Here is a 25,746-nt window from a genome sequence, read left to right on the forward strand (position 1 = left end):
CCGTGGCCACGACGGGTCAGGCGCGGGACGGCGAGGCGACGGGATCGGGGCGGCCCGCGCGGACGCCGGAGCGGCGGCGGACCCGGGCCGGCGGAGCAGGCAGCGCCCGCCGGTCGACCTTGCCGTTGGCGGTGGCGGGCAGCTCGGGCAGGAGGACGCAGCGGGCCGGCACCATGTGGTCGGGCAACTCCCCGGCGAGGAACGCGCGCAGCGCCGGCTCGGCCAGCCGGGCCGGGTCGGCGTCGCGCTCGGCGACCAGGTACGCCACCAGTGCCGGCGCGGCGCCCGGGTCCTCGCGGAGCAGCACGACGCTGTTGGCCACGAGCGGGTGCCGGTTGAGGGTCGCCTCGATCTCCCCCAGCTCCACCCGCTGCCCGCGGATCTTGACCTGGGTGTCGGCCCGGCCGACGTAGTTGAGGTGGCCCTCCGGCGACCACCAGACCAGGTCCCCGGTCCGGTACACCCGCTGCGGCCGGCCGGCGACGGTCACCTCGACGAACCGCTCAGCGGTCAGGTCGGGCCGGCCGGCGTAGCCGCGCGCGAGGCAGTCCCCGCCGACCACCAGCTCCCCCACCTGGCCCAGCGGCGCGAGTTCGCCCCGCTCGTCGAGCACGTACGCGACGACGTTGCTGATCGGCCGGCCGATCGGCACGGTGTCGGCCGGTTCGGGCCGGCGGCACCGCCAGGCGGTGACGTCGATGGCCGCCTCGGTGGGGCCGTACAGGTTGTGCACCTGCGCGCCGGGCAGCACGGCGGTGAGCTTGTTGACCAGCTTCGGCGGCAGCGCCTCCCCGCTGCAGATCACCCGGCGCAGGTCGACGCAGCGCTCCAGTCCCGCCTCCTCGACGAAGAGGGCGAGCATGGAGGGCACGAAGTGGACGGTGGTCACCGACTCGCGGGCGATCACCTCGACCATCTCCTGCGGGTCGCGGTGCGCCTGCGGCTGCGCCGTCACCAGGGTGGCGCCGGCGAGGAAGGGCCAGAGCAGCTCCCACACCGAGACGTCGAAGGTGTACGGCGTCTTCTGCAACACCACGTCACCCGGGCCGATCCGATAGGTGTCCTGCATCCAGGCCAGGCGGTTGGCCAGCGACAGGTGCGTCATCTGCACGCCCTTGGGCGCGCCCGTCGACCCGGAGGTGAAGATCACGTACGAGAGGCCGTGGACCACCTCCTCCGGTGCCCGGTAGCCGCGCCAGTCGACCGGCGGGGCGGCCCGGTCGCCGCCGTCCAGCGGGCGGACGGGCACGGCCGGCGCGGCACCCAACGCGGCCCGCCCCGCCGCGTCGGTCAGCACCAGCGTCGCTCCGGCGGTGCCGAGCATGAGGTCCAGCCGGGGACGCGGGTGCGCCGGGTCGACCGGCAGGTACGCCGCGCCGGCCAGCAGCACGCCGAGCACCGCGACCACCAGTTCGGGGCTGCGCTCGGCGCAGAGCCCGACCACCGACCCCGGCCCCACCCCGTCGGCGCGCAGCCGCCCGGCCAGCGCCGCCGCCTCGTCCAGGAACTCGCGGTAGCTGAGGTGGCGGCCGCCGCCGCGCAGCGCGACGGTGTCGGGGGTGCGTTCCGCCTGCCGGCAGATCAGCTCGTGCACCGGGGTGCGCGGGGCGGGCCTCGGCGCGGGGTTGAAGCCGAGCAGGGTGCGGCGCTCCTCGGGGCCGACGAGCGTCGCCTCCCGCACCGGCCGGTCGGGGTGGGCGGTGAGCCAGGCGTGCAGGGCGCGCAGGCGCTCCGGCAGCCACCGGGCGTCGCCGTGGTGGCGCAGGAAGCGCACCGGCAGCGCGCCCAGGGTGGCCACGACACCGTCGTCGGCCGCAGCTGCGGGCAACAACAGCACGTCCGGCACCGCTGCGGACGGCAGCACGGCCGGCACCGCTGCCGGTGGCAGCACGTCCGGCACCGCCGCGGAGGGCGGCACGGCCGGCACCGCCGCCGGGGCAAGGCTGCGCGCCTGCGCGCGTACCTGGTCGAGGGTGTGCTCTGGGCCCACGCGCAGCCGCAGCTCGCCGCGCGGTCCGCGCACCGCGACCTCGGTCGCGCCGCCGAGCCGGTGGCAGAGCACGGCCGCCACCGCGGCGGCGAGGTCCGGGTCGTCGTGGCGGCCGGTCACGCGGTCACCAGCCCGGCGAGCACGCGCGGCGTGGCGTCGGCGGTGAGGGTGTCGATCGGCACCCGCACGCCGTAGCGGCGTCGCACCTGGCTGATCATGCGGATGAGCAGGAGCGAGTCGCCGCCGACCGCGAAGAAGTTCGTGTCCGGGCCGATCTCCGGGACGCCGAGCAGGGCGGTCCAGAGCGCCACGAGCTCCCCCACGAGCCCGCCCTCGCCGCCGGCCGGTGAGGCCGGGGCGTCCGTCCCGCCGGCCGGCGACGCCGGGACGTCCGGGACCGATGGCGCGATGTCCGGGACGGGTGGCGGGACGTCCGGGACGGGCGGGGCGGCGTCGAGCCAGTGCCGGGTGTGGGCGAACGGGTAGCCGGGCAGCGCGACCCGCCGACCGCCGGTGTCGCCGCGCAGCGCCGGCCAGTCCACGCCCACCCCGGCCGTCCAGAGCGCACCGATGCCGGCCAGCACGTCACCGGCGTCCGGGCGGGCCGTCGCCCGTGGCTGGAGGGCGTACGCGGGCACCGACCGGCCCTGCGGGGTCTGCCGGGCGGCGCCGGTCAGCGCGCTTCCCGGCCCCACCTCGACCAGGACCGGGTCGGGCAGGCCGAGCGCGGTCAGCAGCGCGTCGTGGTAGCCGACCGGGCTGCGCAGCTGGGTCGCCCAGTAGCCCGCCGGGCGGGAGAGCCCCTTGCCGAGCAGCGCGCCGTCCACTGTGTTGATCACCGCTACGGTGCGGGGACGCTGGTCCACCCGGTCGGCCTCGACGCCGAACCGCCGGGCCGCGTCGGCCATCATCCGGCTGTGGAAGGCCCGCCGGGCGGGCAGCGCCCGCCAGTGCACGCCCGCCTCGGTCAGCCGTTCCCGCAGCGCGTCGAGCTGCGCCACCGGCCCGGCCACCACGGTCAGGTCGGGGGCGTTGCGCGCGGCCACGTCGAGGTCGGCCAGGCCGGCCAGGTGGGGGGTGAGAACGGGCGGGGAGGCGAGGACGGCCAGCATGCCGCCCTCGGGCGCGTCGTGCATGAGCCGGCCCCGGATCGCCACCAGGCGCAGCATGTCGTCGCCGGCCAGCTCCCCGGCCAGCGCGGCGGCGGCGAACTCGCCGACGGAGTGGCCGACCAGCGCGGCCGGTCGTATCCTCCAGGAGAGCAGCAGCCGGCCGAGGGCCAGCTCGTGCAGCGCCAGCACGGGCTGGGTCACGTCGGTGCGGTGCGCCACGTCGTGCGGGTCGTCGTCGACCAGCACCTCCCGCGGGTCCAGCCCGAGGATCGGGGTGAGCAGCCGCGCCCCCCGGTCGAGGTCGGCCCGGAACGAGGGGTAACGGTCGTAGAGGCCCCGGGACATGCCGGGGAACTCGGCGCCCTGGCCGGGGAAGAGCAGGACCACGCTGGGCCGGCGGGCCGCCGCCCGGGCCGGGGCGCGGCCCAGCCGGGTCGCCGTCCCGGCGAGGTCCCGGGCGGCCACCGCGAGCCGGTGCGGGAAGTGCCGGCGGTACGACTGGAGGGTGCGGGCGACGTCGGCCAGCGGCAGGTCGGGGTGCTGCCGCAGGTGCTCGCCGAGCTGGTCGGCGGCGGCCCGGACCGCCTCCGGGGTACGCCCGGAGAGCACCACCAGCTCGGTGCGCTCCCCGGGCCCGGCGGCCGGGTCCGGCACGACCGGCCCGTCCCCCTCCTCCAGCACCACGTGGACGTTGGTGCCGCCGAGGCCGAACGCGCTGACCCCGGCCCGGCGCGGCGTGCCGTCGGCCTCCCAGGGCCGGGCCACGGCGTCCACCGTGAACGGGGTGGAGCCGTCGAGCAGCTCGGGCCGGGCCTGCTTCAGGCCGGCCAGCGGCGGGATCTGGCGGAAGTGCAGCGCCAGCGCGGCCTTGATGAGCCCGGCGACGCCGGCCGCCGCGTCGAGGTGGCCGACGTTGGCCTTGACCGAGCCGAGCGAGCAGGGCCGGGTGCCCCAGGTGAACACCTCGGTCAGCGCGGACAGCTCGATGGCGTCGCCGACCTCGGTGGCGGTGCCGTGCGCCTCCAGGTAGCCGACGGTGGCGGGGTCCACCCCGGCGGCGGCGTACGCGCGGGTCAGCACGTCGACCTGGCCGGCGACCCCGGGGGCGGTGTAGCCGACCTTCAGGCTGCCGTCGTTGTTGACCGCCGAGCCCTTGATCACCGCGTAGACGGTGTCGCCGTCGCGGCGGGCGTCCTCGGCGCGTTTGAGCACCACCAGGGCGACGCCGTTGCCGGGCACGGTCCCCTCCGCGGTGGCGTCGAACGGGCGACAGGTGCCGTCGGGCGACATGATGCCCTTGGTCTCGTACAGGTAGCCGGAGCGCTGCGGCACGGCCACGCAGGCCCCGCCGGCCAGCGCGACGTCCGAGTCGCCGGCGCGCAGGCTCTGCGCGGCCAGGTGCACCGCCACGAGCGAGGTCGAGCAGGCGGTCTGCACCGTGATGGCGGGCCCGCCCAGGCCCAGCCGGTAGGCGATCTTCGCGGCCAGGTGGTCCTTCTCGTTGCCGAGCACCACCGACAGCAGCCCCTGGGCGTCGACCAGGCCGGGCCGCGCGAAGACGTGGTGCAGCGCGTAGTAGTTGAAGCCCGCGCCGGCGAAGACGCCGACCCGGCCGAAGGGCGCGTCGGTGGCGAGCCCGGCCGATTCCAGCGCGGCCCAGGCGGTCTGCATCAGCAGCCGGTGCTGCGGGTCGGTGGTCTCCGCCTCCCGGGGGGTGATGCCGAAGAAGGCGGCGTCGAAGAGCTCCGGGGCGGCCAGCATCCCGCGCGCCGGCACGTACGCGGGGTCGTCCAGCCGGTCGGCGGGCACCCCGGCCGCCAGCAGCTCGCTGCGGGTCAGCGAGCTGATGGTGATCCTGCCGGCGGCCAGGTTGGACCAGTACTGCCAGACGTCGGCGGCGCCGGGGAACCGGCCCGCCATGCCTACGATCGCGATGTCGCCGTTCATGAGGGTGCGCCTGCTCTTTCGGTCTGTGCGTGCAGATGCCGGGCCAGCGTCTGGACGGTCGGAAAGCGGTAGAGGTCGGTCAGCGGGATGGTCCGGCCGGACAGCCGCTGCTGGAGCAGCCGGCGGACCACGGCCAACCGCAGGGACTCCCCGCCGACGTCGAAGAACGCCTCGTCGAGGTCGAAGTCGTCGGTGCCCAGCGCCTCCACCCACGCCCGGGTGACCAGCTCCTCGAACTCGGCCAGCGACGCCGAGGCCGACGCCGAGGACCTCGCCGCGGCGGTCGCGGTGGAGGACACGGCGGTCGCGGTGGGGGGCGCGGCGGCGACCAGGGCGGCCAGCGCCCGCAGGTCGACCTTGCCGTTGCGGTCCAGCGGGAACTCGGCCACGGTGTGCCACTGCTGCGGGCGGGCGTACGGGGCCAGCTCCGGCTCCACCGCCCGGCGCACGTCGGCCACGTCGACGCCGTCCGCGTCGGGCTTCAGGGCGGCGCACAGGCGCACCCCGGTCGCCGGGTCGCCGACGGTGAACACCACCGCGTCGCGCACGCCGGGCCGGGCGCGCAGCCGGCGCTCGATGTCGACCAGCTCGACCCGGTGGCCGGCGATCTTCACCTGGCGGTCGTTGCGGCCGAGGAACCGCAGCTGCCCGTCCGCGCCCCAGCGCACCAGGTCACCGGTGCGGTACAGGCGCGTGCCCAGCTCCGCGGAGCGGACGAACGAGGCGTCCGTGCGGGCCGGGTCGTCGAGGTAGCCGTCGGCGAGCCCGGTCCCCGCCGCCCACAGCTCGCCGACCGCCCCGGGCGGGACGAGGCGGCCGCCCGGTCCCACGACGTGCAGGTCGGTGCCGCGCACCGGCCCGCCGATCGGCAGCGGGTCCGGGGTGGCCTCGGCGTGGTCGACGGAGTACGTGGTGGTGAACGTGGTGTTCTCGGTCGGGCCGTAGCCGTTGGTGAGCCGCAGCCCCGGGCAGGCGGCCAGCACCCGGCGCACGTGCGCCGGTGAGACCACGCCGCCGCCGGTGAGGAGCTGCCGCAGCCCGGCGAAGGCGTCCGGCCGGTGGTCGGCGACCAGGTGGAAGACGCCCGAGGTGAGCCAGGCGTGGCTGACGGCCTCGGCGCGCAGGAACCCGGTCAGCGCGTCGGGCGTCGGCTCCCCGGCCGGGAAGACCACCACGGTGTCCCCGTTGGCCAGCGGCACCAGCAGCTCCAGGGTGGACGCGTCGAACGCCAGCGGCGACAGGCGCAGCATCCGCATGCCCGGCCGGTCGGCGAAGAGCCCCGGGTCGTCGGCGAGGCGCAGCACCGCCCGGTGCGGGACGACGACGCCCTTCGGCACGCCGGTCGACCCGGAGGTGAACGAGGTGTACGCGGTCCGGTCCGGCCGGGCCGGGGCCGCCTCGGGGCCGGCGTCGAGGACCGGAGCCCGGTCGTGGAGGTCGACCAGCGGGCAGGCGGCCACGCCGGACCGGTGCGGTCCGGACGCGGCCACGCCCAGCCGGGCGCGGGGTGCGACCGCCCCGGCCAGGTGCGCCCGCCACTCGTCGGTGGCGTCCCGGTCGACCGCCACGTAGTACGCGCCGAGGCGCAGCACGCCCAGCACCGCCACCGCCTCCGCCGCCGAGCGCGGCAGCTCCAGCAGCACCCCGTCGCCGGCCCGCACCCCGCGGGCGTGCAGCAGGCCCGCCTGGGCGACGGCGCGGTCGTGCAGGTCGCGGTAGGTGAGAGTGAGCCCGGCCTGCGGGTCGACCAGCGCGATCTTCTCGCCCGCGTCGCGGGCGTGGCGGGCGAACCGGTGCCACACGTCGTCGGTGGTGTGGTGGGGGCCACCGCCGCCCAGGGTGCGCAGCCGGGCCCGCTGGGCCGGCGAGAGGGTGCCGACCTCGCCCAGGGGCGCGTCCGGGTCGGCGGCGAGCGCGGTCAGCGCCGCCCGGAACGACTCGACCAGCTCACCGGCCTCGGCTGCGGTGAGCGCCGACGTCGCGTACTCCAGGGCCAGCCGGGGGCGCGCCGACCAGGACTGGAGGTAGAGCAGGGCGTCGAAGACCGCGCCGTGGCAGTGCCCCTCGTGCAGCCGCCAGCGTCGGTCGCCCCCGGTCAGCTCGTCGGGGACCAGCTCGTGGTGGGCGGCGAAGCCGAGCTGCGCCAGCGGGTTGCGCGCCGGCTCGGTGGGGACGTCGAGCGCCGCGACGACCCGCTCGAACGGCACGTCGGCGTCGGCGGCCGCCTCGCCCACCGCCGCGGCCACGCCCCGGACGTGCTCGCGCACGGTCAGCGTGTCGCCGCTTGGGCAGCGCACCGGGACGACCCGGGTGCACAGGCCGACGATCTCCGCCATGCCCGCCTCGAAGCGGCCCGCCACGGGGACCCCGAGGACCAGGTCGTCCAGCCCGGCGTGGCGGGACGCGGCCAGGACCCAGCCCGCCATGACCACCGACGGCACGGTCACCCCGCAGCGGCGGGCCAGGTCGGTCACCGCGTCGGCCGTCGCCGGGTCGAGGTGGAAGCGCAGGCGGGCGCCCTGCCCGTCGGCCTCGGCCAGCGGGGGCAGGTCGGTGGCGAGCGCCACGGTGCTCGGCGCGCCCGCCAGCCGGGTCCGGATCCGGGCCAGCGCGGCGTCCACCTCCCCGGCCTCCTCCCGCGCGGCCAGCCGGCTGCCGATCCAGTCCGGGGAGGGTGCGGGCCCGGCCGCCGCGTCGTCGTCGGACGGTGCTCCGCCCGCCACGTCGGCGGCGTAGCGCCCGGTGAACTCCCGCCAGAGCAGCCCGATGCTCCAGCCGTCGCTGACCACGTGGTGCGCCAGCAGGGTCAACAGGTCCCGGTCCCCGGCCCGGGTCAGCACGAACACCACCGGTGGCTCCTCGAAGGGGCGCAGCAGCCGCGCCGCCGCGCCGCCGTACAGGTCGTGCACGGTGCGGACCGCGTCGTCGCCGGGCAGCGTCTGGTGCAGCAGCCGCGGCTGGTACGGCGCGGGCAGCACGATCCGAGCCTGCCGGGGCTCGTGGACGAAGCGGGTGCGCAGCGCCTCGTGCCGGGTGGCCAGCTCCCCCAGCACCCGGCGGACCCGGGCCGGGTCCAGCGGACCGTCCGCCTCCAGGGTGAACATCAGGTGGTACGGCGCGTCCCGGTCGAGCAGGTGCGCGGCGAGCATGGACCGCTGGCCGGGCAGCAGGTCCCGTTCGGCGGGCCGCCGCGCGAGCACCGGAGGGGCGGTGTCGACGTGGTCGACCGCGTCGGCGAGCACCTGCGCCAGCGGCAGCGCGGACAGCAGCCGGCCCGCCTCCACGTGCGCCCGCAGCTCCCGCTGGCCGAGCGCGACCAGCGCGATGGCCTGCAACGAGGTGCCGCCCAGCCCGACGAAGGACTCGGTGGCCGCCGCCTGGGGCAGGTGCTCGGGCGCGACGCCGAGCACCCCGGCGGCCAGTGGCATCCAGGCGGCCAGGTCGGGGCGGTCCATCACACCGCCTCCGCCGCCGGCCGGTCCGCCGGCACCTGGCCCGCCACCGCACGCAGGTCGGCGAAGCGGGGGTTCTCCAGCACGTGACCGAACATCACCGCGAGGTTGAGCTCCTGGCGGATCAGGGTGCTGAGCCGCAGCGCGCTCAGCGAGTGGCCGCCGAGGTCGAAGAAGTCGTCGTCGTCGTCGACCGTGTCGACGCCGAGCACCTCCTTCCACAGCTCCTCGAACTCGGCCACCCAGGTCCGGTCGGCTACGTCGCGCATCAGTGGTGCCTCTCTTCCGTGTCCAGGTGGGTAGCGGGGGCGTCCAGGTAGTGCCGGGTGGCGGCGAAGGGGTAGGTGGGGGCGGGCACCCGCCGCCGCCCCGTGTCGTACGCGGGGTCCCAGGGGCCGGCCAGGCCGAGCTGCCACAGCGCACCGACCGTCGCCAGCAGCCGGGCGTGCCGGTCGGCGGGCAGCGCCGACGGGTCCGGCCCGAACCGGGGGGTTACGCTCGTGCCGACCTCGACCCAGAGCAGCCGGTCCGGGTCGGGTGGGGGCGGCTGCGGCGCGGCCGGGGCCAGCGCCGCCGCCCGCCAGCGGGCCGGATCGGCGCACTCGGCGTCGGTGAGCGGTTCCCCGCCGGCGGGCCGCAGCGGCAGCCCGGCGGGGCGGGGCCGCGCCGGGGCGGGGTCGCCGCGCAGCAGCGCCACCGCCTCCGGCAGGGTGAGCACCCCGGCCACCACCGCGCCGGCCAGCAGGCCGAGGCCGGTGCCGGCCAGTTCGCGGGGCGCGATCCCCCGGCCGCGCAGCGACCGGGCCAGGCCGACGCAGGCGACCAGCCGGGTGGCCCGCTCCCGGGCCGGCTCGTCGAGGGGCTGCCCGCGCAGCAGCGCCGCGCCCTCGTCGGCGGTGGCCCGGTAGACCGGGTCGGCGTCGTAGTTCGGCCGGTTGCCGGTCAGCTCGCCGGCCGCGGTGAGGTACAGGCCCACGCCCCGCGCCCGCGCCCTCGCGTCGACCTGCCGCGCCGCCGGGGCCGGCGCGCCGGCCCCGGCGGCCGGACCGTGCGGGCCGGTGAGGAACGCCGCCCGCCAGGGCAGCTCGGCGCGGCCGGTGCGCAGCGTGTACGCGACGTCGGCCAGGTCGCCGGGGGCGGTCCGGGCCACGAAGCCCACCGCCCGGTCGACGGCGTCCTCGGCGGCGGCGGCCGTCTTCGCGGAGACGAGGACCAGCTCGGTGACGTGCCGACGGCGGCGGGGCGCGGGGTCCGGGGCGGCTTCGAGGACGACGTGGGCGTTGGTGCCGCCGATGCCGAAGGAGCTGACCCCGGCCCGCAGCACCCCGTCGATCGGGGTCCAGGGCCGCGCCGCCACCGGCAGCTCGAAGACCGAGCCGGCCAGCTCGATGCGGGGGTTGGGGGTGCTCAGGTGGGCGATCGGCGGGACGGTGCGGTGTTTCAGCGCCAGCACCGTCTTGACCAGCCCGATCACGCCGGCCGCGGTGTCCAGGTGCCCGACGACCGACTTGACCGCGCCCAGCGCGCAGGGGGCACGGTCGGGCCGGTCGCTGTCGAAGACCTGCCGCAGGGCCGCCACCTCGATCGGGTCGCCCAGCGCGGTGCCGGTGCCGTGCGTCTCGATCAGCCCGACGGTGTCCGGGTCGACGCCGGCCACCTCCAGCGCCGCCGAGATCACCGCCGCCTGGCCGGTGGGGCCGGGCGCGGTGAAGCCGGCCTTGCGCAGGCCGTCGTTGTTGATCGCCGAGCCCCGGACGACCGCGTGCACGGTGTCCCCGTCCCGGCGGGCGTCGGCGAGGCGCTTGAGCACCACCACGCCCGCCCCGTCGCCGGGCACGGTCCCGTCGGCGGCGGCGTCGAAGGCCCGGCACCGGCCGTCGGCGGAGAAGATGCCGCCGGGCTCGTACCGGTGCCCGCGCCGCGTCGGCGGCGCCACCGTCGCCGCCCCGGCCAGCGCCACGTCGGCGTCGTAGGTCAGCAGCGCCTGCACCGCCTGGTGCACCGCGACCAGCGACGTCGAGCAGGCGGCCTGCACCGTGACCGCCGGGCCCTGGAGGTTCAGCTTGTACGCGATCCGGGTGGCCGCGAAGTCCTTGTCGCTGCCGATGATCAGCCCGAGGCCGCCGGCCGCCTCGACGGCGCGCTGGTTGGGCCAGACGTTGTCGAGCAGGTAGACGTTGAGCCCGGTGCCGACGTACACCCCGGTCCGGTTGCCGTCGGCGGCGACCGGCGGCTGGCCGGCGTGCTCCAGCGCGGCCCACGCGCACTCCAGCAGGACCCGCTGCTGGGGGTCCATCAGTGCGCTGTCCGACGCCGAGTAGCCGAACAGCCGGTGGTCGAAGCGGTCCGCGCCGTCCAGCACCGCCCGGGCCGGCACGAAGTCGGGATGCTCGACGAGGTCCTTCGGCACGCCCCAGCCGAGCAGCTGCTCCGGGGTGAAGAAGCTGACCGCGTCGATGCCGTGCGCCACGTGGCGCCAGAACCGGTCCAGGTCCCGGTCCGCGCCGGGGACGCGCACGGCCAGGCCGACCACGGCCACCGTGGCGTCGTCGTCGGGCTCAGCCACGGCCGCCTCCGGCGCCGCGCCGGCGGCCGGCGAGCAGGGCCCGCCCCTGGTGGCGGTGGGCGACCCGCGCGTCGGCCAGCACCGGGGCGGCCGCGCGCAGGTGCGCCGCACAGCCGGCGACCGTGCCGGCCCGGAACAGGTCCGTCACCGAGACCTCCAGCCCGTCGTCGGCGAGCCGCTGCTGCAACGTGATCAGCGCGAAGCTGTGCCCGCCCAGGTCGAAGAAGTTGTCGTGCAGCCCCACGTCGGAGCGGCCGAGCACCTCGCTCCAGCAGGCCCGTACCCGTTCCTGGAGGTCGGTGCCGGTGGCGTGGTCGGCGGCCGGGGCCGGCGCGGCGGCCGTCCGGGCCGCGCGGGTCTCGGCCAGCAGGCGGGCGGTGTCCACCTTGCCGTGGGCGGTGAGCGGGATCGTCTCGACGGTGAGGATCCGGGCCGGCACCATGTAGGCGGGCAGCGTCTGCCGGAGGTGGCCGCGCAGCTCGCGTTCGGTGTCCGGGCCGGTCCCGCCGACGACGAAGGCGACCAGTTGGTCGTCCTCGGCCGCCACCGTGCACGAGCGCACCGCCGGGTGGGTGAGGAACGCGCCCTCGACCTCGGCCAGCTCCACCCGGTAGCCGCGCAGCTGCACCTGGGTGTCGTTGCGGCCGAGGTAGACCATGGTGCCGTCGGTGCCCCACTTGACCACGTCGCCGGTCCTGTACATGACCCCCCGCCCGTACGGGTCGGGCAGGAAGCGGGCGGCGGTCAGCTCGGGGTTGTCCACGTAGCCGTGCGCGACGAGCACCCCGCCGCAGTACAGCTCGCCGGGCACGTCCACCCCGGTCGGGCGCAGCTGTTCGTCGAGGACGTAGCACCGGGCCGAGGGCAGCGGCACGCCGACGTCGCCCTCCCGGACCCGGGCCAGCTCGGCGGCGGGCGCGGCGACGATCGTGCAGTGGATGGTGCCCTCGGTGATGCCGTACATGTTCACGAAGACCGTGTCCAGGTGGGGCGCCCCGGCGACCAGTCGGGTGAGCCGGGCCCAGCTCAGCGCCTCGCCGCCGAGGACGACGTAGCGCAGCCGGGACCGCTCGCCCCCGAGCTGCCGCAGGTAGGGCGGGAGCAGCCGGTAGAGGGCGCCCGGGGTCTGGAACACCACCGTGACCGCCTCCCGGTGCACCAGGGCGGCGAGCCGCTCCCGGTCGACCAGGTCCGCCCGGTCGGCGACGACCAGCCGGCCGCCGGTGGTCAGCGCCCCCCACATCTCCCACACCGAGGCGTCGAACGAGAAGGAGCTGGCCGCCAGCCACCCGTCGGCGGCGGTGACGTCGAGGCCGGCGGGGGTGGGGGTGTTCAGGGCGGCCAGGCCGCCGTGCCCGACGAGCACGCCCTTGGGCGCCCCGGTCGAGCCGGAGGTGTAGATGACGTAGGCCGGGTCGTCCCCGGCGGGGTAGGCGCGCGGCATCGCGGCGGCCCCGTCGAGGGTGTGCGGGTCGGCCTGCGGGATGCCCAGGCCGGCGGTGAGCGCCCGGGCGGTGTCGGCGGTGCCGGGCTCCGCCAGCATGATCCGCAGCCCGGCGCTGGCGGCGATCAGGTCGAGGCGCTGCCGGGGATACTCCGGGTCCAGCGGCACGTAGACGGCGCCGAGCCGCCACGCCCCGACGATGGCCGCGATCACCGCGGGTGAGCGGCCGAGCAGCAGCCCGACCCGGTCGCCGGGGCCGATCCCCAGGTCCGCCAGGCCGGCGGCGATCCGGCCGGCCCACCGGTCCAGCTCGGCGTAGGTCACCGTCGCGTCGCGGTGCCGCACCGCCACCGCGTCGGGGGTACGCGCCACGTGCTCGTCGAAGCGGCACAGCACCGACGGGTAGTCGACCGGCTCGGCGGTCAGCGGCGGGTTCACCCCCTCGGTGAGCAGCCGGCGCTCGGCCGCGTCCACCATGGACGGCTCGGCGTCCGGCTCGTCCACGATCGAGCGCAGGAAGGTCAGGTAGTGCCGGAGCAGCGTGGCGACGGTCTCCTCGGTGAACAGCTCGGTGCTGTACTCGGCGCGCAGGAACGGGGCGTCGGTGGAGACGTCGAGGGTGAGCCCCACGTCGAACTTCGTGACGTCGACCTCGACGTCCACCTCGGTCAGCTTCACCCCGTCGAAGTCGGGAAAGGCGAACGGGAAGTTCTGCACGGTCAGCGAGGTCTGGAACAGCGGCGCGTGGCTGAGCTGCCGCTCCCCCACCGTGGCCCGCACGATCTCCTCGAACGGCACGTCCTGGTTGGCGAAGGCGGCCATGCTGGCCCGGCGGGCCCGGTCGACCAGCTCGGCGAAGCGGGGCCGGCCGGTCAGGTCGAGCCGGATCGGCAGGGTGTTGACCAGGCAGCCGACCAGCCGCTCCTCGGCCTCGTCCATCCGGTTGGCCACCGGGACCCCGATCACCACCTCGTCCTGGCGGGCGTAGCGGGACAGCACCTCGGCGTACGCGGCCAGGGTCACCGCGAACAGCGTCGCGCCGCGCTCCCGCGCCCACCCGGTCAGCCGGTCGACGAGCCCGGCGTCGACCGGCAGGCGCAGCACCGCGCCCCGGTTGCCGAGCACGCTCGGCCGGGGGAAGTCGGTGAGCAGCGCGAGCTGTGGGGCGTCCCGCAGCGTGGTGCGCCAGAAGTCCAGCCCGGAGTCGTCCCGCTCCCAGGCGGCGCGCTGCCGCTGCGCGTACGCCAGGTAGGACTCGGCCGGTTCGGCGTGGCCGGCGTCGTCCGCCCCGGCCAGCGCGGCGTGGTACTCGGCGGCGAGGTCGCGCAGCAGCAGCCCGACCGACCAGCCGTCGCAGGCGATGTGGTGGACCAGCACCGCCAGGGTGTGCTCGTCGGGCCCCCAGGAGCGCAGGTACGCCCGCAGCACCGGGCCCTCGTCGAGCGCGAACGCCCGACGCGCCTGCTCGGCGACCAGGGTCCGCAGGAACCCCTCCTGGGTGTCCCGGTCGGCCCACTCCCCGGCCTCGATCTCGATCTCCGCCTGCGGGGAGTCCGTCACCCGCTGGACGAGCACCCCGTCCACCGGCGCGAACGTGGTGCGCAGCGCCTCGTGCCGGGCGGTGACGCGCAGCAGGGCCGCGCGCAGCGCCTCGGGGCGAAGCGCGCCGTGCAGGTGCACCCCGAAGGCCACCACGTAGGCCGGGTTGCCGGGTTGCAGCTGGTTGAGGAAGTAGAGCCGTTCCTGAGCGAACGAAGCGCGACCGGTACGAACCATACGGTGATCGTGGCCGCCCGGGATTCCCGCCCGACAGAGCTGGCCTTCCCGCCCCGGCAGGGAAAACCTCCCGGTCGGCTGCCGGACAGCTCCGCCGGCCCGGCCCGGCCCGCAGCCCCGTCCGGCCGGGACGCGGGCAGGGCAGCCTCGGGGGCGGGATCCGCCTTCCCGGCCACCGCCGCGGCGGCCGGGCGACACCAGGTCGGGGTGACGGCGCGCGCCGTCACCCCGACCTGGCGACCGGGCCGGGGGTCAGTACTCGCCGCGCCCGAAGGCGGCCAGCTCGGCGGAGTGCAGCGGGTTGCTGACGTACGTGGCGCCGATCGGCGCGGTGACCCGGCACCACATGTCGAGCCGATCGACGTCGATCCCGGCGGCGGCGGCCAGCTCGTCGCGGCGGCGGAGCATCTCCGCGCGGTCCAGCCCTTCGAGCACGTAGTCGACGGCGTCGAAGCAGGGGTCGCCGGCGCAGGCCATCGGGTCGATCGCCACCAGTCCCCGGGCGCCGCCGCTGAGCACGTTGCCCAGGTGCAGGTCGCCGTGGAGCAGCACGGTCTCGGTGGGCACCGCGAAGAGGTCGTCGCGCAGCCGCTTCGACCCGGTGAGGTCGGCGCCCCGCCGGGCCGCCGAGTTGAACAGCACGTCGATCCAGTCGGTGAGCTGCCGGGGCGCGGCGGCCGGGTCACCGGCGGCGTGCAGGTCGGTGAGGAAGCCGGCGTAGTCGGCGGGGGTGGGCGGCTGCGCCATCTTCTCCACCAGCGTGCCCGGCCGGATCGATTCCAGCAGCACCGCGCCCCGGGCCGCCGCCAGCACCGCCGGCACCCGCCCGCTGGAGGCGAACTGGCGCAGCATGTCGACCTCCTCCCGCACCGCGTAGCTGTCCGGTGACAGCTTCAGCACCGCCTCGCCCTGCGGGCCGGCGCAGCGGAACACCACCGAGGAGTTGCCGGACTTGAGCTGCTCGCCGAGGGCGATGCCCCACTCGGCGACGAGCTCGGTCAGCCGCTGCGGCAACGTGCCGGCCCAGCGGTGGGCGGCCTTGCCGAAGCGCGGCTCCAGCCGGCCGGCGACGGCCTCCAGGTCCAGGGTCACGGCGTTCATCCCTCCACCGAGCGCAGGCTGGCCAGCGCCGCCGGGCCGCCCGCCCGGCGCAACGGCACGGCGCCGGGCAGGCGCGGGTTGCCGCCGCCGGCCACCAGGTCGAACGCCGGCCGGTACGGCCGCGGGCGGTCGAACCGGGCCTTACGGGCCATCTCGATCGCCTCGTACCGGTCCGACACGTTGAGCTTGTTGAAGATCGTCGAGATGTGGTTGCTGATCGTCTTCGGGGACAGGTTGAGCCGGGCGGCGATCGCGGCGTTGCGCATGCCCGCCGCGATCAGCTCCAGCACCTGCCGCTCGCGCTCCGTCAGCTCCGGGAACAGCTGCTGGTTGCGCGGCTCCCGGTCGAGCTGCCCGATGAGCAGGTCGGCCACCCGGGGACCGAGGATCACCTCGCCGGTGGCCAGGCCCCGGACCGTCCGCACGATGCCGTCGCCGGGGCAGCTCTTGAGCACGTACCCCCGGGCGCCGGCGCGCATGGTGGCGACCACGGCGGCCTCGTCCTCCACCGCGGTGAAGACCAGCACCGCGGTCGACGGCGAGGCCCGGTTGATCTCCTGAAGGGTGCCGGCCTGGAAGTCCGGCATCGCTATGTCGAGCACGAGCACGTCGGGGCGGACCGACGCGGCGCTGCGCAGCGCCGCCTGCGCCGATCCCGCCTCGGCCACCACATCGATCTCAGTCGAGACGGACAGCAGGGCGTGCAGCCCCCTGCGCACCACCGGCTGAGCGTCGGCCAGCACCACCGTCACGACCCGGGGTCGTGCCCCGCTCGCGACCTCCTCCGGATCCCGCCTCCTCGTATGAGCCAGGTCCGTCGACGAGCCAACGCCGACCATTGCCACACCTCACCCCGTCCCCAAGCAGCCCGCGACGACTCCCGGTGGAGGCGTCGCGGGAACGGATCGCCTCATCGGCGTGAACAGCTACCTACATCCACTAGAACAACACATATACACGACCAGCAGGCCCCCCTGTCAATCATCCGACCTATTTTCCGAGGTCAATTATGTAAACGAGCATGGATCGGGACTATTGTCAGTCGGAAGCATTTCACCGCCAGCGGCGGGATCCGCAAGGTCACGACCTGCGCCTCCGACTGGCCGGCCACCGCGATCCGCCCCGATCTGCGCGTACGCCTACCGCAGCGCCCCCGGGTTGTCCAGCGGAAAAGTTCCCGACCGCCCGGGAAGGTGTCCCGTCCACCGCCCCCCGTAGGCCCTGTCCAACAGCCGACCCGATCACGATTATTGACGACGACCGCGCCATTACACCAGGATGTGGGAACATGCCCTTTTCGCGATTGATTGATTATTCGTTCCGTTTGGTGCCGACCGATCCGCTGCGCAGGAAACTGATCGCGATCCGGCTGGCCGAGTCGATCGGCAAGGGTGTCTTCCTCAGCGGCAGCGTCGTCTACTTCACGCTCCGCGTCGGGCTCGACGCCAGGCAGGTCGGCCTGGGCCTCTCCGCGGCCGGCCTCTCCGCCTTCGTGTCGTCGGTGCTCTTCGGGGTGATCGCCGACCGGGTCGGCGCGCGGCGGCTGCTGATCGTCCTGTTCACCACCCTGGCCGTCGGCTTCGGCCTCTACTCCCTGGTGGGCAGCGCGGCGCAGTTCTACGCCCTGGTGGTCGCCGTCGGATTCATCGAGTACGGCACCGGGCCGACCAACGGGGCCCTGGTCGGCAACCTCGTGCCCGCCGAGGAACGGGTCAAGCTCAAGGCGATGATGCGCTCGGTGTTCAACATCGGCTTCAGCATCGGCATCGGGGTGGCCGCCGTCGCCGCGCTCAGCCAGCGGCTGCTGGTGCTCATCCCGCTCACCACCGCCGCGCTGATGGCCGGCGCCGCACTGCTGGTGGCCCGCCTGCCCGACGCACCGTCCCGGCCGGTGCCGGTGGGCTTCAAGCGCTTCGCCGCCGTACGCGACCCGCGCTTCCTCGCGGTCATCGGCGTCTCCACGATCCTGGCCTCGCACGTCAGCGTCATCCTGGTCACCATGCCGCTCTGGGCGCTCAACCGCACCGCGCTGCCGCACTTCCTGGTGCCACTGCTGCTGATCTTCAACACCGTCTTCGTCATCCTGTTCCAGGTCCGGGCCAGCCGCGGCGCGGACACCGTGGCGGGAGCCGGCCGGCTCGCCCGGCGCTCCGGCTACTGGCTCGCCGGCGGCTGCCTGGTCATCGCCCTGACCGCGCTCGACGACAACGTGGCGCTCGCCGGCGTGGCGATCGTCGCCGGCGTGCTGATCCTCTCGGTGGCCGAGGTGATGCAGGCCGCCTCCGGCTGGGGACTCGCCTTCGGACTCGCCCCCGAACACGCCCAGGGCGAGTACCTGGGCGCGTTCGACCTGCACGTCATCACGCAGAACATCGTCGGCCCGGCTGTGCTCTCCGGCCTGGTCATCTCGTTCGGGTTCTGGGGCTGGCTGGGCATCGCCCTCGCCGCGCTCGCCGCGTCGGCGGTGATCGTGCCGGTCGCGCACCGCAGCCAGCTCACCCTGGAGCCCGAGCCCGCCCCGGCGACCAGCCGTTAGGGCACCGGCCCGGCGCGTCGACCGGGTGGCCGGATCGGGGCCTGCCCACCGGCGGGACGCGCCACCGCGGCCGGGCCGGAGGCGACGCGCGAGTTCCGCAGCCTCCTCAGCACCCTTCGCCGCCGCCGGACCGACCGACGCCTGCGCCTGATCGTGGACCCGGCGTCCCAGCCGACGTCCGCGCCGCGGGGTGCCCCTGGGCCGCCCCGGCGACCAGCGCGTCCAGCAGTGCGGGGGTCACCGGCTCGCCCGTCACGAGCACCCGGAAGTGGATCGGCCCGACCACCTGGTCGACGAGCAGGTCGACGTCGGCGTCGGCGGGCAGCTCGCCCCGCGCCGCGGCCCGGTCGAACGGCACCCGGTCGCGGGCGCGCAGCCGCGGCAGAACCTCCGCGCGCAGCCGGGTGGCCAGCTCCGGATCGTGCTGGGCCTGACCGGCCAGGGCCCGGAACACCGCGCCCGAGTCGGACACCTCAAGGAAGCGGACCAGCTCGTCGAGGTGGGCGCGCAGGTCGGTGCGGAAGGCTCCGGTGTCGGGCAGGGTGAGCTCCTGGACGCTGTCGGCGGCGAACGCGTCGACCAGGATGTCGGTCTTGGAGCGCCACCACCGGTAGATCGTCTGCTTGGCGACGCCGGCCCGGGCTGCGATGCCCTCGATGGTGACCCTGGCATAGCCGATCTCGGCGACGAGGTCGTCCGCCGCCTGGAGCACGGCCTCGCGGGCCGCCTCGCTCCGGCCGTGCCGGTTGCCGCGGTGCATCGGGCGCTCCTTCCCCGTGAGGTGCCGTCTCCGTGAGGGTCTTTCCCGCGAGGGGTCCACGTCTCCCGAGACGGTACAAGACCCACCACTTTCCTAGACGCAACGCTGCGTCTAGTCTACGTGTCATGACGACGACACTGCACGACCCCGCGGTCCGCGACCTGATCGTCCGGCTGTTCGCCGAGGCCGAGCGCGACGATGAGCGCTCGCCGGGGCGGCCCGCGCCCACGGCCACCGCCCAGGAACGATCCGACCTGCTCGAAGACGTCTACATGCCGATCTCGGCCCGCGGCGGCGACCTGCTCTACGCCCTGGTCCGCGCGGCCCGACCGCAGACGGTGGTCGAGTTCGGCACCTCGTACGGGATCTCGACGCTCCACCTCGCCGCGGCCGTCCGCGACAACGGGATCGGGCACGTCACCACGACCGAGCTCAGCGCGACCAAGGTCAGGGCGGCCCGCGCCAACATCGAGGCGGCCGGGCTCAGCGACCTCGTGACCGTGCTCGAGGGCGACGCCCTGACCACCCTCGGCACGGTCGACGGCCCGATCGGCCTGGCGCTGCTCGACGGCTGGAAGGAGATGTGCCTGCCCGTCCTGCGCCTGATCGAGGACCGGCTCGCCCCGGGCGCCCTGGTCGTCGGCGACGACTCCACCTTCGAGTCGATGAGCGACTACCTGGCCTACGTCCGCGATCCCGGCAACGGCTACGTCAGCGTCGACTTCCCGGTCGAGGACGGCATGGAGCTCAGCTGCTGGACGGGCCGCTGACCGACCAGGTCAGGTCGGGCAGGCTGCCCGGGTCGTCAGCGGACCGACCCGGGCAACCGCCGCCGACTTCGACACCCGACCTGGCTAGTTGCCGACGCCGAGGCTCGACATGAACGCCGCCGGGTAACGGTCACCACGCGCGGCGCCCTTCGGCACGGCCGCCTCGATCTCCTCGAGATCACCGGCCGACAGCTCCACGTCCAGCGCCGGCAGCGCCTCGCCCAGCCGCTGCCGGGTGCGCGCACCGACCAGCGGCACGATGGACGGGTCCTGCGCCGCCACCCACGCGATCGCCAACTGCGCCACCGTGCACCCCTTCGCGTCGGCGACCCGGCGCAGCGCCTCCACCAGGGCGAGGTTGTGCGAGGCGTTCTCGGCGGAGAAGCGGGGGCTGTGGTTACGCGGATCGTCCGCCCGCCCCGGCACCCAGTTGCCCGAGAGCAGCCCGCGACCCAACACCCCGTACGCGGTCAGCCCGATGCCCAGCTCCCGCAGCGTGGGCAGCACGTCGGCCTCGACCGCCCGGGACAGCAACGAGTACTCGATCTGAAGATCAGCAACCGGATGGACGGCGTGCGCCCGCCGGACGGTCTCCGCGTCCACCTCGGAGAGCCCCACGTACCGCACGTAACCGGCGTCGATCATCTCCTTGATCGCGCCGATCGTGTCCTCGATCGGCACCGACCGGTCGAGCCGGGCCGGCCGGTAGATGTCCACGTGGTCGACGCCGAGCCGGGTCAGCGAATAGCTCAGGAAGTTGCGCACCGAAGCCGGGCGGGAGTCCTGACCGGCGAACCGCATGCCCGGCCCCACCTGCTGCCCGAACTTCACACTCAGCAGATAGCCGTCCCGGTCGCGTCCCCGCAACGCCTCCGACAGCAGCAGCTCGTTGTGCCCCATGCCGTAGAAGTCGCCGGTGTCGACCAGCGTGATCCCCGCGTCCAGCGCGGCCCGCACGGTGGCGACGCTCTCCTCGCGGTCGGCCGGGCCGTACGCGCCCGACATGCTCATCGCCCCCAGCCCCACCGCGGAAACCGTGGGACCCGTGTCGCCCAGAGTGCGTACCCGCATCGAAACTCCCCTCATCGGTCGATCTCGGCTCCACCCTGCGCCGCTTCCCGGCCCGCCGACAGCGGAGCGCCTGTCGTGGGAGCGGCGCTCCCTGGCCCGGCGCCCGGTCTCCGGGCAGCATGAAGGCATGCAGCGCGAGCAGCTCGCCGATTTCCTCCGCCGCCGACGCGAGGCCATCCGCCCCGCCGAGGTCGGCATCGCCGCCGGCCCCCGCCGCCGCACCGCCGGCCTGCGCCGCGAGGAGGTCGCCATGCTCGCCGGCATGTCCGTCGACTACGTCGTCCGCCTCGAACAGGGCCGCAGCAGCCAGCCGTCGACCCAGCTGCTCGGTGCCCTGGCCCGGGCCCTGCGCCTGACCGACGACGAGCGAAGCCACCTGTTCCACCTGGCCGGCCACCAGCCGCCGCCCGCCGACGGCGTCGCCCGCCTGGCCCGGGCCGGGCTGGTCCGCCTGCTCGACCTGGTGGGCGACACCCCCGCCATGGTCCTGTCCGACCTCGGCGAGGTCCTGGCGCAGAACCGCATGTCGATCCTGCTCACCGGCGACCACACCGGGCTGGCCGGCGACCGCCGCTACGTCGCCTACCGCTACTTCACCGACCCGGCCGTCCGCGACCTCCACGGCCCCGAGGAATGGCAGCGGCACGCCCGCCAGCAGGTGGCCGACCTGCGCGCGGTGGCCGGCCGGCGGGCCGGCGACCCGGCCGTGACCGGCCTGATCGAACGGTTGCGGGCGGCGAGCGACGACTTCCGGCGGCTGTGGGCCGAGCACGAGGTCATGGTGCGCCGGGCCGACCGCAAGACGTTCGTGCACCCGCGCGTGGGCCGCGTCACGATGGACTGCGAAACCCTGGTCACCCCCGACCTCGGCCAGCAACTGCTGGTGCTCACCCCGGCCGACGCCGGGGCCCGGGAGAAACTCGACCTGCTGCGCGTGCTGGGCGTCGAGGAGTTCCCGACCCGGGTGCCCCACTGACGGAGACGCCCGTGGTCGGCACCTCCCCGGCGGTTCCGGCCCGCCGCCGGCGTCCCCCGGCGTTCCCGACGGCTCCACGCCTGCCCGACCTCCCGGCCGGATATCGGGTGGAACCCGCCGTCGCCTCTCCGGCACGATGCCCGGGTGATGCTGCTGGTGCCCGCGAACCCGCTCCGCCCCCGCCTGCCCGACGCCCACTTCGCGCCCGAGGCCCACGCCGCCCGCGAAGCCGGGATCACCGTCGCGGTGGTCGACCACGACGCGCTGACCCGCGACGACCCGCACCGCGCCGTCGCCACCGTGCCCGCCGGCGGCGTCGCGGTCTACCGCGGCTGGATGCTCCGCAGCGAGCAGTACGCCGCCTTCGCCGAAGCCCTCACCACCCGCGGCGTGTCCCTGCGCACCGACGCCGAGCAGTACCGCCGCGCCCACGAACTGCCCGGCTGGTACCCCTCGCTCGCCCCGGTCACGCCGACCTCCACCTGGACCACCGGCGCGGACCGGACCGCCTTCGACCAGGCCCGGACACGACTCGGCACCGGCCCCGCCGTACTCCGCGACTACACCAAGTCGATGAAACACCACTGGAACGAGGCGGCCTTCATCCCCGACCTCGACGACTCCGCCGCCGCCTGGCGGATCGCCACCCGCTTCCTCGACCTACGCGCCGACGACTTCACCGGCGGATTCGTCCTGCGGGCCTTCGAACACCTCACCACCGCCGAGGTACGCACCTGGTGGATCGACGGCGCCTGCGCACTGATCGGGGCCCACCCCGACACGCCCGACGACCTGCCACCCACCGGCCTCGACCTGACCACACTCACCCCACTGGTCGCCGCCCTCGACCTCCCCTTCGTCACCGTCGACCTCGCCCAACGCCACGACGGCACCTGGCGCGTCATCGAACTCGGCGACGGCCAGGTCAGCGACCGACCCGGCAGCATCAGCCCCGACGACTTCGTCACCACGCTCCTCGACGGCGCCAGTCCGGCATTGAGCTAACGTATTAGTTAGCCGGGCAAGCATCTTCGGGAGAACGAATGGACCTGGGCCTTCGAGACCGCGCCGTGCTCGTCACGGGCGGATCATCGAACATCGGAGCGGCGACCGCGATCGCGTTCGGACGGGAGGGCGCACGCGTCACGTTGACGTACAAGTCGAACAAGGAGTCTGCGGAGAAGGTGGCCGCCCAGGTGGAGCGGGAGGGCGGCACCGCCCACACGGTGCCGTTCGACCTCGAGGACAGCGGTGCTCCCGCCAGGCTGATCGATGCCGTCGTGGGGAGGTGGGGCGGGCTGGACGTCCTCGTGAACAACGCGGTGCGCTGGGCGGACCACGATCCGACCCAGGGCCCCCGGAAGTTCGAGGACGAGACCGACGACAGCTGGGTCACGCTCATCGACGCGAACCTGACCGCGCAGTTGCAGGTGCTGCGGGCCGCGCTGCCCGTGCTGCGACGCAGCGGCAGCGGCCGGATCGTCAACGTCTCCACCTCGCTCGCCGAGCGCGGCATGGTCGGCTCGGTCGCCTACACCGCGGCGAAGTCGGGCCTCCACGGCGCGAGCAGGAGCCTCTCCTGGGAGGTCGGGCGCGACGGCGTGCTCGTCAACGTGGTCATGCCGGGCTGGGTCATCGACGGCAAGGACCTGCCGTTCGAGATCCCCCAGGCCCTCATGGACGAACAGACCTCCCGCCTCCCGACCGGCCGGCTGCCGTCCTGCCAGCACGTGGCCGATGCCGTGGTGTTCCTCGCGTCCCAGGCGAACAAGAGCATCACCGGCGAGATCGTCCGGGTCACCGGCGGCATGTCCTGACCTGAGACAGGCCTGAGCCCCGGTATCCGGCCACGGGTCACCCTCATTCGCTCGGGCCGGTCTCCCACCGGCCCGCCCGAGGTCGTCTCGAGGTCAGTCCGGCTCTTCGTCCGGCAGGTTCTCGCCGCTGTCGCCGTGGTCCAATGCCCTGACGATGCGTTCCAGCAGGCTGTCGAGGGTCTTCCGCTCCTGCTCGGACAGGAGCGCGAGCGCGTCCTCCTCCAGGCCCCTCGTGATCGCCGGCACCACGTTGCGCAGCTGGTCACCCCGGGGGGTCAGCCACACCCGGACCCGCCTGCCGTCACGCTGGTCGCCCGCGACGCGCAGCAGGCCGGAAGCCGCCATCCGCTGGATGGCGCGGGTGACCGTCGGTGCCTCGACGTTGATCGCCGCCGCGATCTCGCCCGGGGTCAGGCCGTCGCGTTCCCAGAGGCGGCCGAGCACGAACTGCTGGCCGGAGTGCACGCCGTGCCGGGCCAGGCGACGCTGCGCCTCGCTCTTCAGCCGACGCGACACCAGCGCGATCCGTGAGAGGAAGACGTCTTCACCGCCGTGCACAGGCTGATGGTAAACCCGTGGCACCGCCGGGTGTACGTACCGCCTGGCGGTGCGGTCCTCCTGGAGCCGCTTCCTCATCGGCTCGACAGTTGCCGGCCGGGTCGTCGGCGGGGTTTCGCGGCGCGTCGAGCGCCCTGCCGGGGGGGGTAACGGGGCGGGGCCGACTCGCGCCCCCGCCCCCACCCCCGTCGCATCGGCCGGTCAGCCCCTGCGCCACTTCTGGTTGGCCGTTCCCACGCAGTCCCAGAGCTGGAGGCGCGCGCCGTCGCTGCCGTTCGCGTCCTTGATGTCGACGCACTTGTTGGCCTGAAGGTTGACCAGGTCCCCGGCACCGTTCAGGGTGAACTGCTGGGCGCCGGTGCCGTTGCAGGCGTAGAGCTGCACCACCGCTCCGTTCGCTGTGGACCCGGCGTCGACGTCCATGCACTTGTTGTTCTGGCTCTTCAGCGCCGTGCCGCTGAACGTCCACTTCTGCGCGTTGGTGTTGTTGCAGTTCCACATCTGCAACGGCGCGCGGTCGACGAAGTTGGAGCTCGGCACGTCGATGCACTTGTTGTTCCAGGTGCTGACCACGGGCACCCCGGTGGCCGGGTTGCCGCCGGTGAACGGGCTGAGGACCAGTCCGGCCGCACGTGGGTCGCCGTCGTGCACCAGCGACTCGAATCCGCCGACGTCGTCGAAGGCGAACGCGTACGCGCGGCCGTCGGTCATGTTGGCGTGGATCAGGCGGGCGTACTGGTTGGTGGGGTTGTTGCGGTAGAAGTCGGCGGCGTTGGTGCTGGGCTGGGTGTCGATGGTGCCGAGCGTGCCCCGGTTGAGCGCGGCGCAGAGCGTACGCGAGATCGGGCCGACCACCTGGTCGTTCGGCGCGGGCAGGTCGCCGTCGCAGCCCCAGACGCTGGCCGAGGAGGGCCGGTTGAAGGAGGCGACCACCTGGCCGCTGCCGTTGGTGAAGGTCATGGTGTTGCCCGACGTACGGCCGTAGTACCTGATGGCCGGCTGGTCGGCGAAGGGCGCCACGGTCAGGGTCTTCGTGGTGTACGCGTTCCACGCCGAGGCGATGTAGGAGTCCAGGTAGGTGGTGCTCAGCAGGCCGGCCCCGGCCGCCTTGCCGGGGGCCAGGACGCGCAGCACGGTCCCGTCGGACCGGGTGTGGACGGTGTTGGCCCAGCCCTGCTGCGCCCTGATCCCGTCGATGACCGCGTTGCGGCCGTTGGCCACCACGTCGCCGGTGCGCCTGGTGACGCCGCTGACGCCGGTCACGGTGACCGCGTGCGGGATCGCGAACATGTCGACCTGAGAGCTGTTGAGCCACAGGCCGGAGTCGTTGTAGGTGAACTCGCTCCAGTCGAAGAGGATGTCGCGGTTCGCGTCACCGGCCGCCCAGGGAGCGGGCTGCACCAGCCCGTCCGGGGTAAGGAAGAACTTCAGCTTCTGCCCGAGGGCGAAGTAGACCCGGCCGGAGAACCCACGGGGGAACTGGATCGTGGTGCTGCCGCCGTTGCCGGGGCCCGGTATGGAGACGTCCGGCGCGGGCGACGGCGGGATCTGCCCGCCGGTCCACGGCGCGAAGGCGCCGCCGGAGTTGACGTAGCCGAGCCGGCCGGAGGACAGCTGGACGCCGATGACATAGAGGTAGACCGCATCGCTGCGGCCGGTGGTGTTGGTGACCGTGACGGGCAGCAGGGCCGGTCCGACCGCGTGGGCGGGCGTGGCGACGACGGCGCCCGCGAGACCGGCGAGCAGTGCGGACGCGGCGGCGAGCAGCCTTCTTCGGAGACGCATGGCGACACCTCGCTGGAGACGGGACGGGAGAGCGCTCTCTCAGCAGGGTCCAATTGTTAACAATGTTTGTCAATAGGTGATTGCC

Annotated in this window: 17 protein-coding genes; 5 read left to right on the forward strand and 12 right to left on the reverse strand. The window is 74.7% G+C overall.

All coding sequences use genetic code 11. The annotated features are described in order from the left end of the window. Nucleotides 1-16 precede the first annotated feature (16 nt). From O7628_RS31680 to O7628_RS31715, 8 genes are all read right to left on the reverse strand, one after another. On the reverse strand, nucleotides 17-2,110 hold the full coding sequence (locus O7628_RS31680) for an amino acid adenylation domain-containing protein (protein WP_278136009.1): 2,094 nt from the start codon (nucleotides 2,108-2,110) through the stop codon (nucleotides 17-19). Next, on the reverse strand, nucleotides 2,107-5,049 hold the full coding sequence (locus tag O7628_RS31685) for a beta-ketoacyl synthase N-terminal-like domain-containing protein (RefSeq protein WP_278136010.1): 2,943 nt from the start codon (nucleotides 5,047-5,049) through the stop codon (nucleotides 2,107-2,109). The genes O7628_RS31680 and O7628_RS31685 overlap by 4 nt, the downstream gene beginning before the upstream one ends. Then, nucleotides 5,046-8,504 (reverse strand): amino acid adenylation domain-containing protein, encoded by a 3,459-nt coding sequence (locus tag O7628_RS31690; RefSeq protein WP_278136011.1) that lies wholly within the window; start codon nucleotides 8,502-8,504, stop codon nucleotides 5,046-5,048. Before O7628_RS31690 ends, O7628_RS31685 begins: the two co-directional genes overlap by 4 nt. Continuing rightward, nucleotides 8,504-8,770: a phosphopantetheine-binding protein gene (locus O7628_RS31695; protein ID WP_278136012.1), complete on the reverse strand. Its 267-nt coding sequence runs from the start codon at nucleotides 8,768-8,770 to the stop codon at nucleotides 8,504-8,506. Before O7628_RS31695 ends, O7628_RS31690 begins: the two co-directional genes overlap by 1 nt. Further along, complete coding sequence (locus O7628_RS31700; protein WP_278136013.1) at nucleotides 8,770-11,067, reverse strand: polyketide synthase; 2,298 nt, start codon at nucleotides 11,065-11,067, stop codon at nucleotides 8,770-8,772. Before O7628_RS31700 ends, O7628_RS31695 begins: the two co-directional genes overlap by 1 nt. Next, on the reverse strand, nucleotides 11,060-14,287 hold the full coding sequence (locus tag O7628_RS31705; protein ID WP_278136014.1) for an amino acid adenylation domain-containing protein: 3,228 nt from the start codon (nucleotides 14,285-14,287) through the stop codon (nucleotides 11,060-11,062). Before O7628_RS31705 ends, O7628_RS31700 begins: the two co-directional genes overlap by 8 nt. Before the next feature lie 252 nt (nucleotides 14,288-14,539). Further along, complete coding sequence (locus O7628_RS31710; RefSeq protein ID WP_278136015.1) at nucleotides 14,540-15,388, reverse strand: aminoglycoside phosphotransferase family protein; 849 nt, start codon at nucleotides 15,386-15,388, stop codon at nucleotides 14,540-14,542. Beyond that, nucleotides 15,385-16,140: a response regulator transcription factor gene (locus tag O7628_RS31715; RefSeq protein ID WP_278136016.1), complete on the reverse strand. Its 756-nt coding sequence runs from the start codon at nucleotides 16,138-16,140 to the stop codon at nucleotides 15,385-15,387. The genes O7628_RS31710 and O7628_RS31715 overlap by 4 nt, the downstream gene beginning before the upstream one ends. 575 nt (nucleotides 16,141-16,715) lie before the next feature. Here O7628_RS31715 and O7628_RS31720 point away from each other — a divergent pair. Continuing rightward, a complete protein-coding gene (locus O7628_RS31720; protein ID WP_278136017.1) occupies nucleotides 16,716-17,924 on the forward strand; it encodes an MFS transporter in 1,209 nt (402 codons plus the stop codon). A gap of 106 nt (nucleotides 17,925-18,030) precedes the next feature. On the opposite strand, the gene O7628_RS31725 is transcribed toward O7628_RS31720, so the two are convergent. Beyond that, a complete protein-coding gene (locus O7628_RS31725; protein ID WP_278136018.1) occupies nucleotides 18,031-18,684 on the reverse strand; it encodes a TetR/AcrR family transcriptional regulator in 654 nt (217 codons plus the stop codon). Between the two features lie 125 nt (nucleotides 18,685-18,809). On the opposite strand from O7628_RS31725, the gene O7628_RS31730 reads away from it, so the two are divergent. After that, nucleotides 18,810-19,454 (forward strand): class I SAM-dependent methyltransferase, encoded by a 645-nt coding sequence (locus tag O7628_RS31730; RefSeq protein ID WP_278136019.1) that lies wholly within the window; start codon nucleotides 18,810-18,812, stop codon nucleotides 19,452-19,454. Between the two features lie 84 nt (nucleotides 19,455-19,538). Here the strand turns inward: O7628_RS31730 and O7628_RS31735 are convergent, their stop codons facing one another. Next, complete coding sequence (locus O7628_RS31735) at nucleotides 19,539-20,525, reverse strand: aldo/keto reductase (RefSeq protein ID WP_278136020.1); 987 nt, start codon at nucleotides 20,523-20,525, stop codon at nucleotides 19,539-19,541. A 127-nt stretch (nucleotides 20,526-20,652) separates the two neighbouring features. On the opposite strand from O7628_RS31735, the gene O7628_RS31740 reads away from it, so the two are divergent. From O7628_RS31740 to O7628_RS31750, 3 genes are all read left to right on the forward strand, one after another. Beyond that, nucleotides 20,653-21,501, forward strand: a complete 849-nt coding sequence (locus tag O7628_RS31740; RefSeq protein ID WP_278136021.1) for a helix-turn-helix transcriptional regulator — start codon at nucleotides 20,653-20,655, stop codon at nucleotides 21,499-21,501. A 147-nt stretch (nucleotides 21,502-21,648) separates the two neighbouring features. Then, nucleotides 21,649-22,506, forward strand: a complete 858-nt coding sequence (locus tag O7628_RS31745) for an ATP-grasp domain-containing protein (RefSeq protein ID WP_278136452.1) — start codon at nucleotides 21,649-21,651, stop codon at nucleotides 22,504-22,506. 38 nt (nucleotides 22,507-22,544) lie between these two features. After that, entirely contained in the window at nucleotides 22,545-23,318 is a 774-nt protein-coding gene (locus O7628_RS31750) for an SDR family NAD(P)-dependent oxidoreductase (RefSeq protein WP_278136022.1), read from the forward strand. A 93-nt stretch (nucleotides 23,319-23,411) separates the two neighbouring features. On the opposite strand, the gene O7628_RS31755 is transcribed toward O7628_RS31750, so the two are convergent. Beyond that, on the reverse strand, nucleotides 23,412-23,876 hold the full coding sequence (locus O7628_RS31755; protein WP_278136023.1) for a MarR family transcriptional regulator: 465 nt from the start codon (nucleotides 23,874-23,876) through the stop codon (nucleotides 23,412-23,414). 201 nt (nucleotides 23,877-24,077) lie between these two features. Next, nucleotides 24,078-25,661 carry a beta-1,3-glucanase family protein gene (locus O7628_RS31760; protein ID WP_278136024.1) on the reverse strand — a complete coding sequence of 528 codons (1,584 nt, stop codon included), beginning with the start codon at nucleotides 25,659-25,661 and terminating at the stop codon, nucleotides 24,078-24,080. Nucleotides 25,662-25,746 lie beyond the last annotated feature (85 nt).

Source organism: Micromonospora sp. WMMD956, from assembly GCF_029626125.1.
GTDB classification, from domain to species: Bacteria; Actinomycetota; Actinomycetes; order Mycobacteriales; family Micromonosporaceae; genus Micromonospora; species Micromonospora carbonacea.

Coding starts and splice junctions, on each gene's coding strand:
- O7628_RS31685 (WP_278136010.1), bottom strand. CDS start 5,049: ATGAACGGCGACATCGCGATCGTAGGCATGGCGGGCCGGTTCCCCGGC.
- O7628_RS31690 (WP_278136011.1), bottom strand. CDS start 8,504: ATGGACCGCCCCGACCTGGCCGCCTGGATGCCACTGGCCGCCGGGGTG.
- O7628_RS31695 (WP_278136012.1), bottom strand. CDS start 8,770: ATGCGCGACGTAGCCGACCGGACCTGGGTGGCCGAGTTCGAGGAGCTG.
- O7628_RS31705 (WP_278136014.1), bottom strand. CDS start 14,287: ATGGTTCGTACCGGTCGCGCTTCGTTCGCTCAGGAACGGCTCTACTTC.
- O7628_RS31710 (WP_278136015.1), bottom strand. CDS start 15,388: ATGAACGCCGTGACCCTGGACCTGGAGGCCGTCGCCGGCCGGCTGGAG.
- O7628_RS31725 (WP_278136018.1), bottom strand. CDS start 18,684: ATGCACCGCGGCAACCGGCACGGCCGGAGCGAGGCGGCCCGCGAGGCC.
- O7628_RS31730 (WP_278136019.1), top strand. CDS start 18,810: ATGACGACGACACTGCACGACCCCGCGGTCCGCGACCTGATCGTCCGG.
- O7628_RS31735 (WP_278136020.1), bottom strand. CDS start 20,525: ATGCGGGTACGCACTCTGGGCGACACGGGTCCCACGGTTTCCGCGGTG.
- O7628_RS31740 (WP_278136021.1), top strand. CDS start 20,653: ATGCAGCGCGAGCAGCTCGCCGATTTCCTCCGCCGCCGACGCGAGGCC.
- O7628_RS31745 (WP_278136452.1), top strand. CDS start 21,649: ATGCTGCTGGTGCCCGCGAACCCGCTCCGCCCCCGCCTGCCCGACGCC.
- O7628_RS31750 (WP_278136022.1), top strand. CDS start 22,545: ATGGACCTGGGCCTTCGAGACCGCGCCGTGCTCGTCACGGGCGGATCA.
- O7628_RS31760 (WP_278136024.1), bottom strand. CDS start 25,661: ATGCGTCTCCGAAGAAGGCTGCTCGCCGCCGCGTCCGCACTGCTCGCC.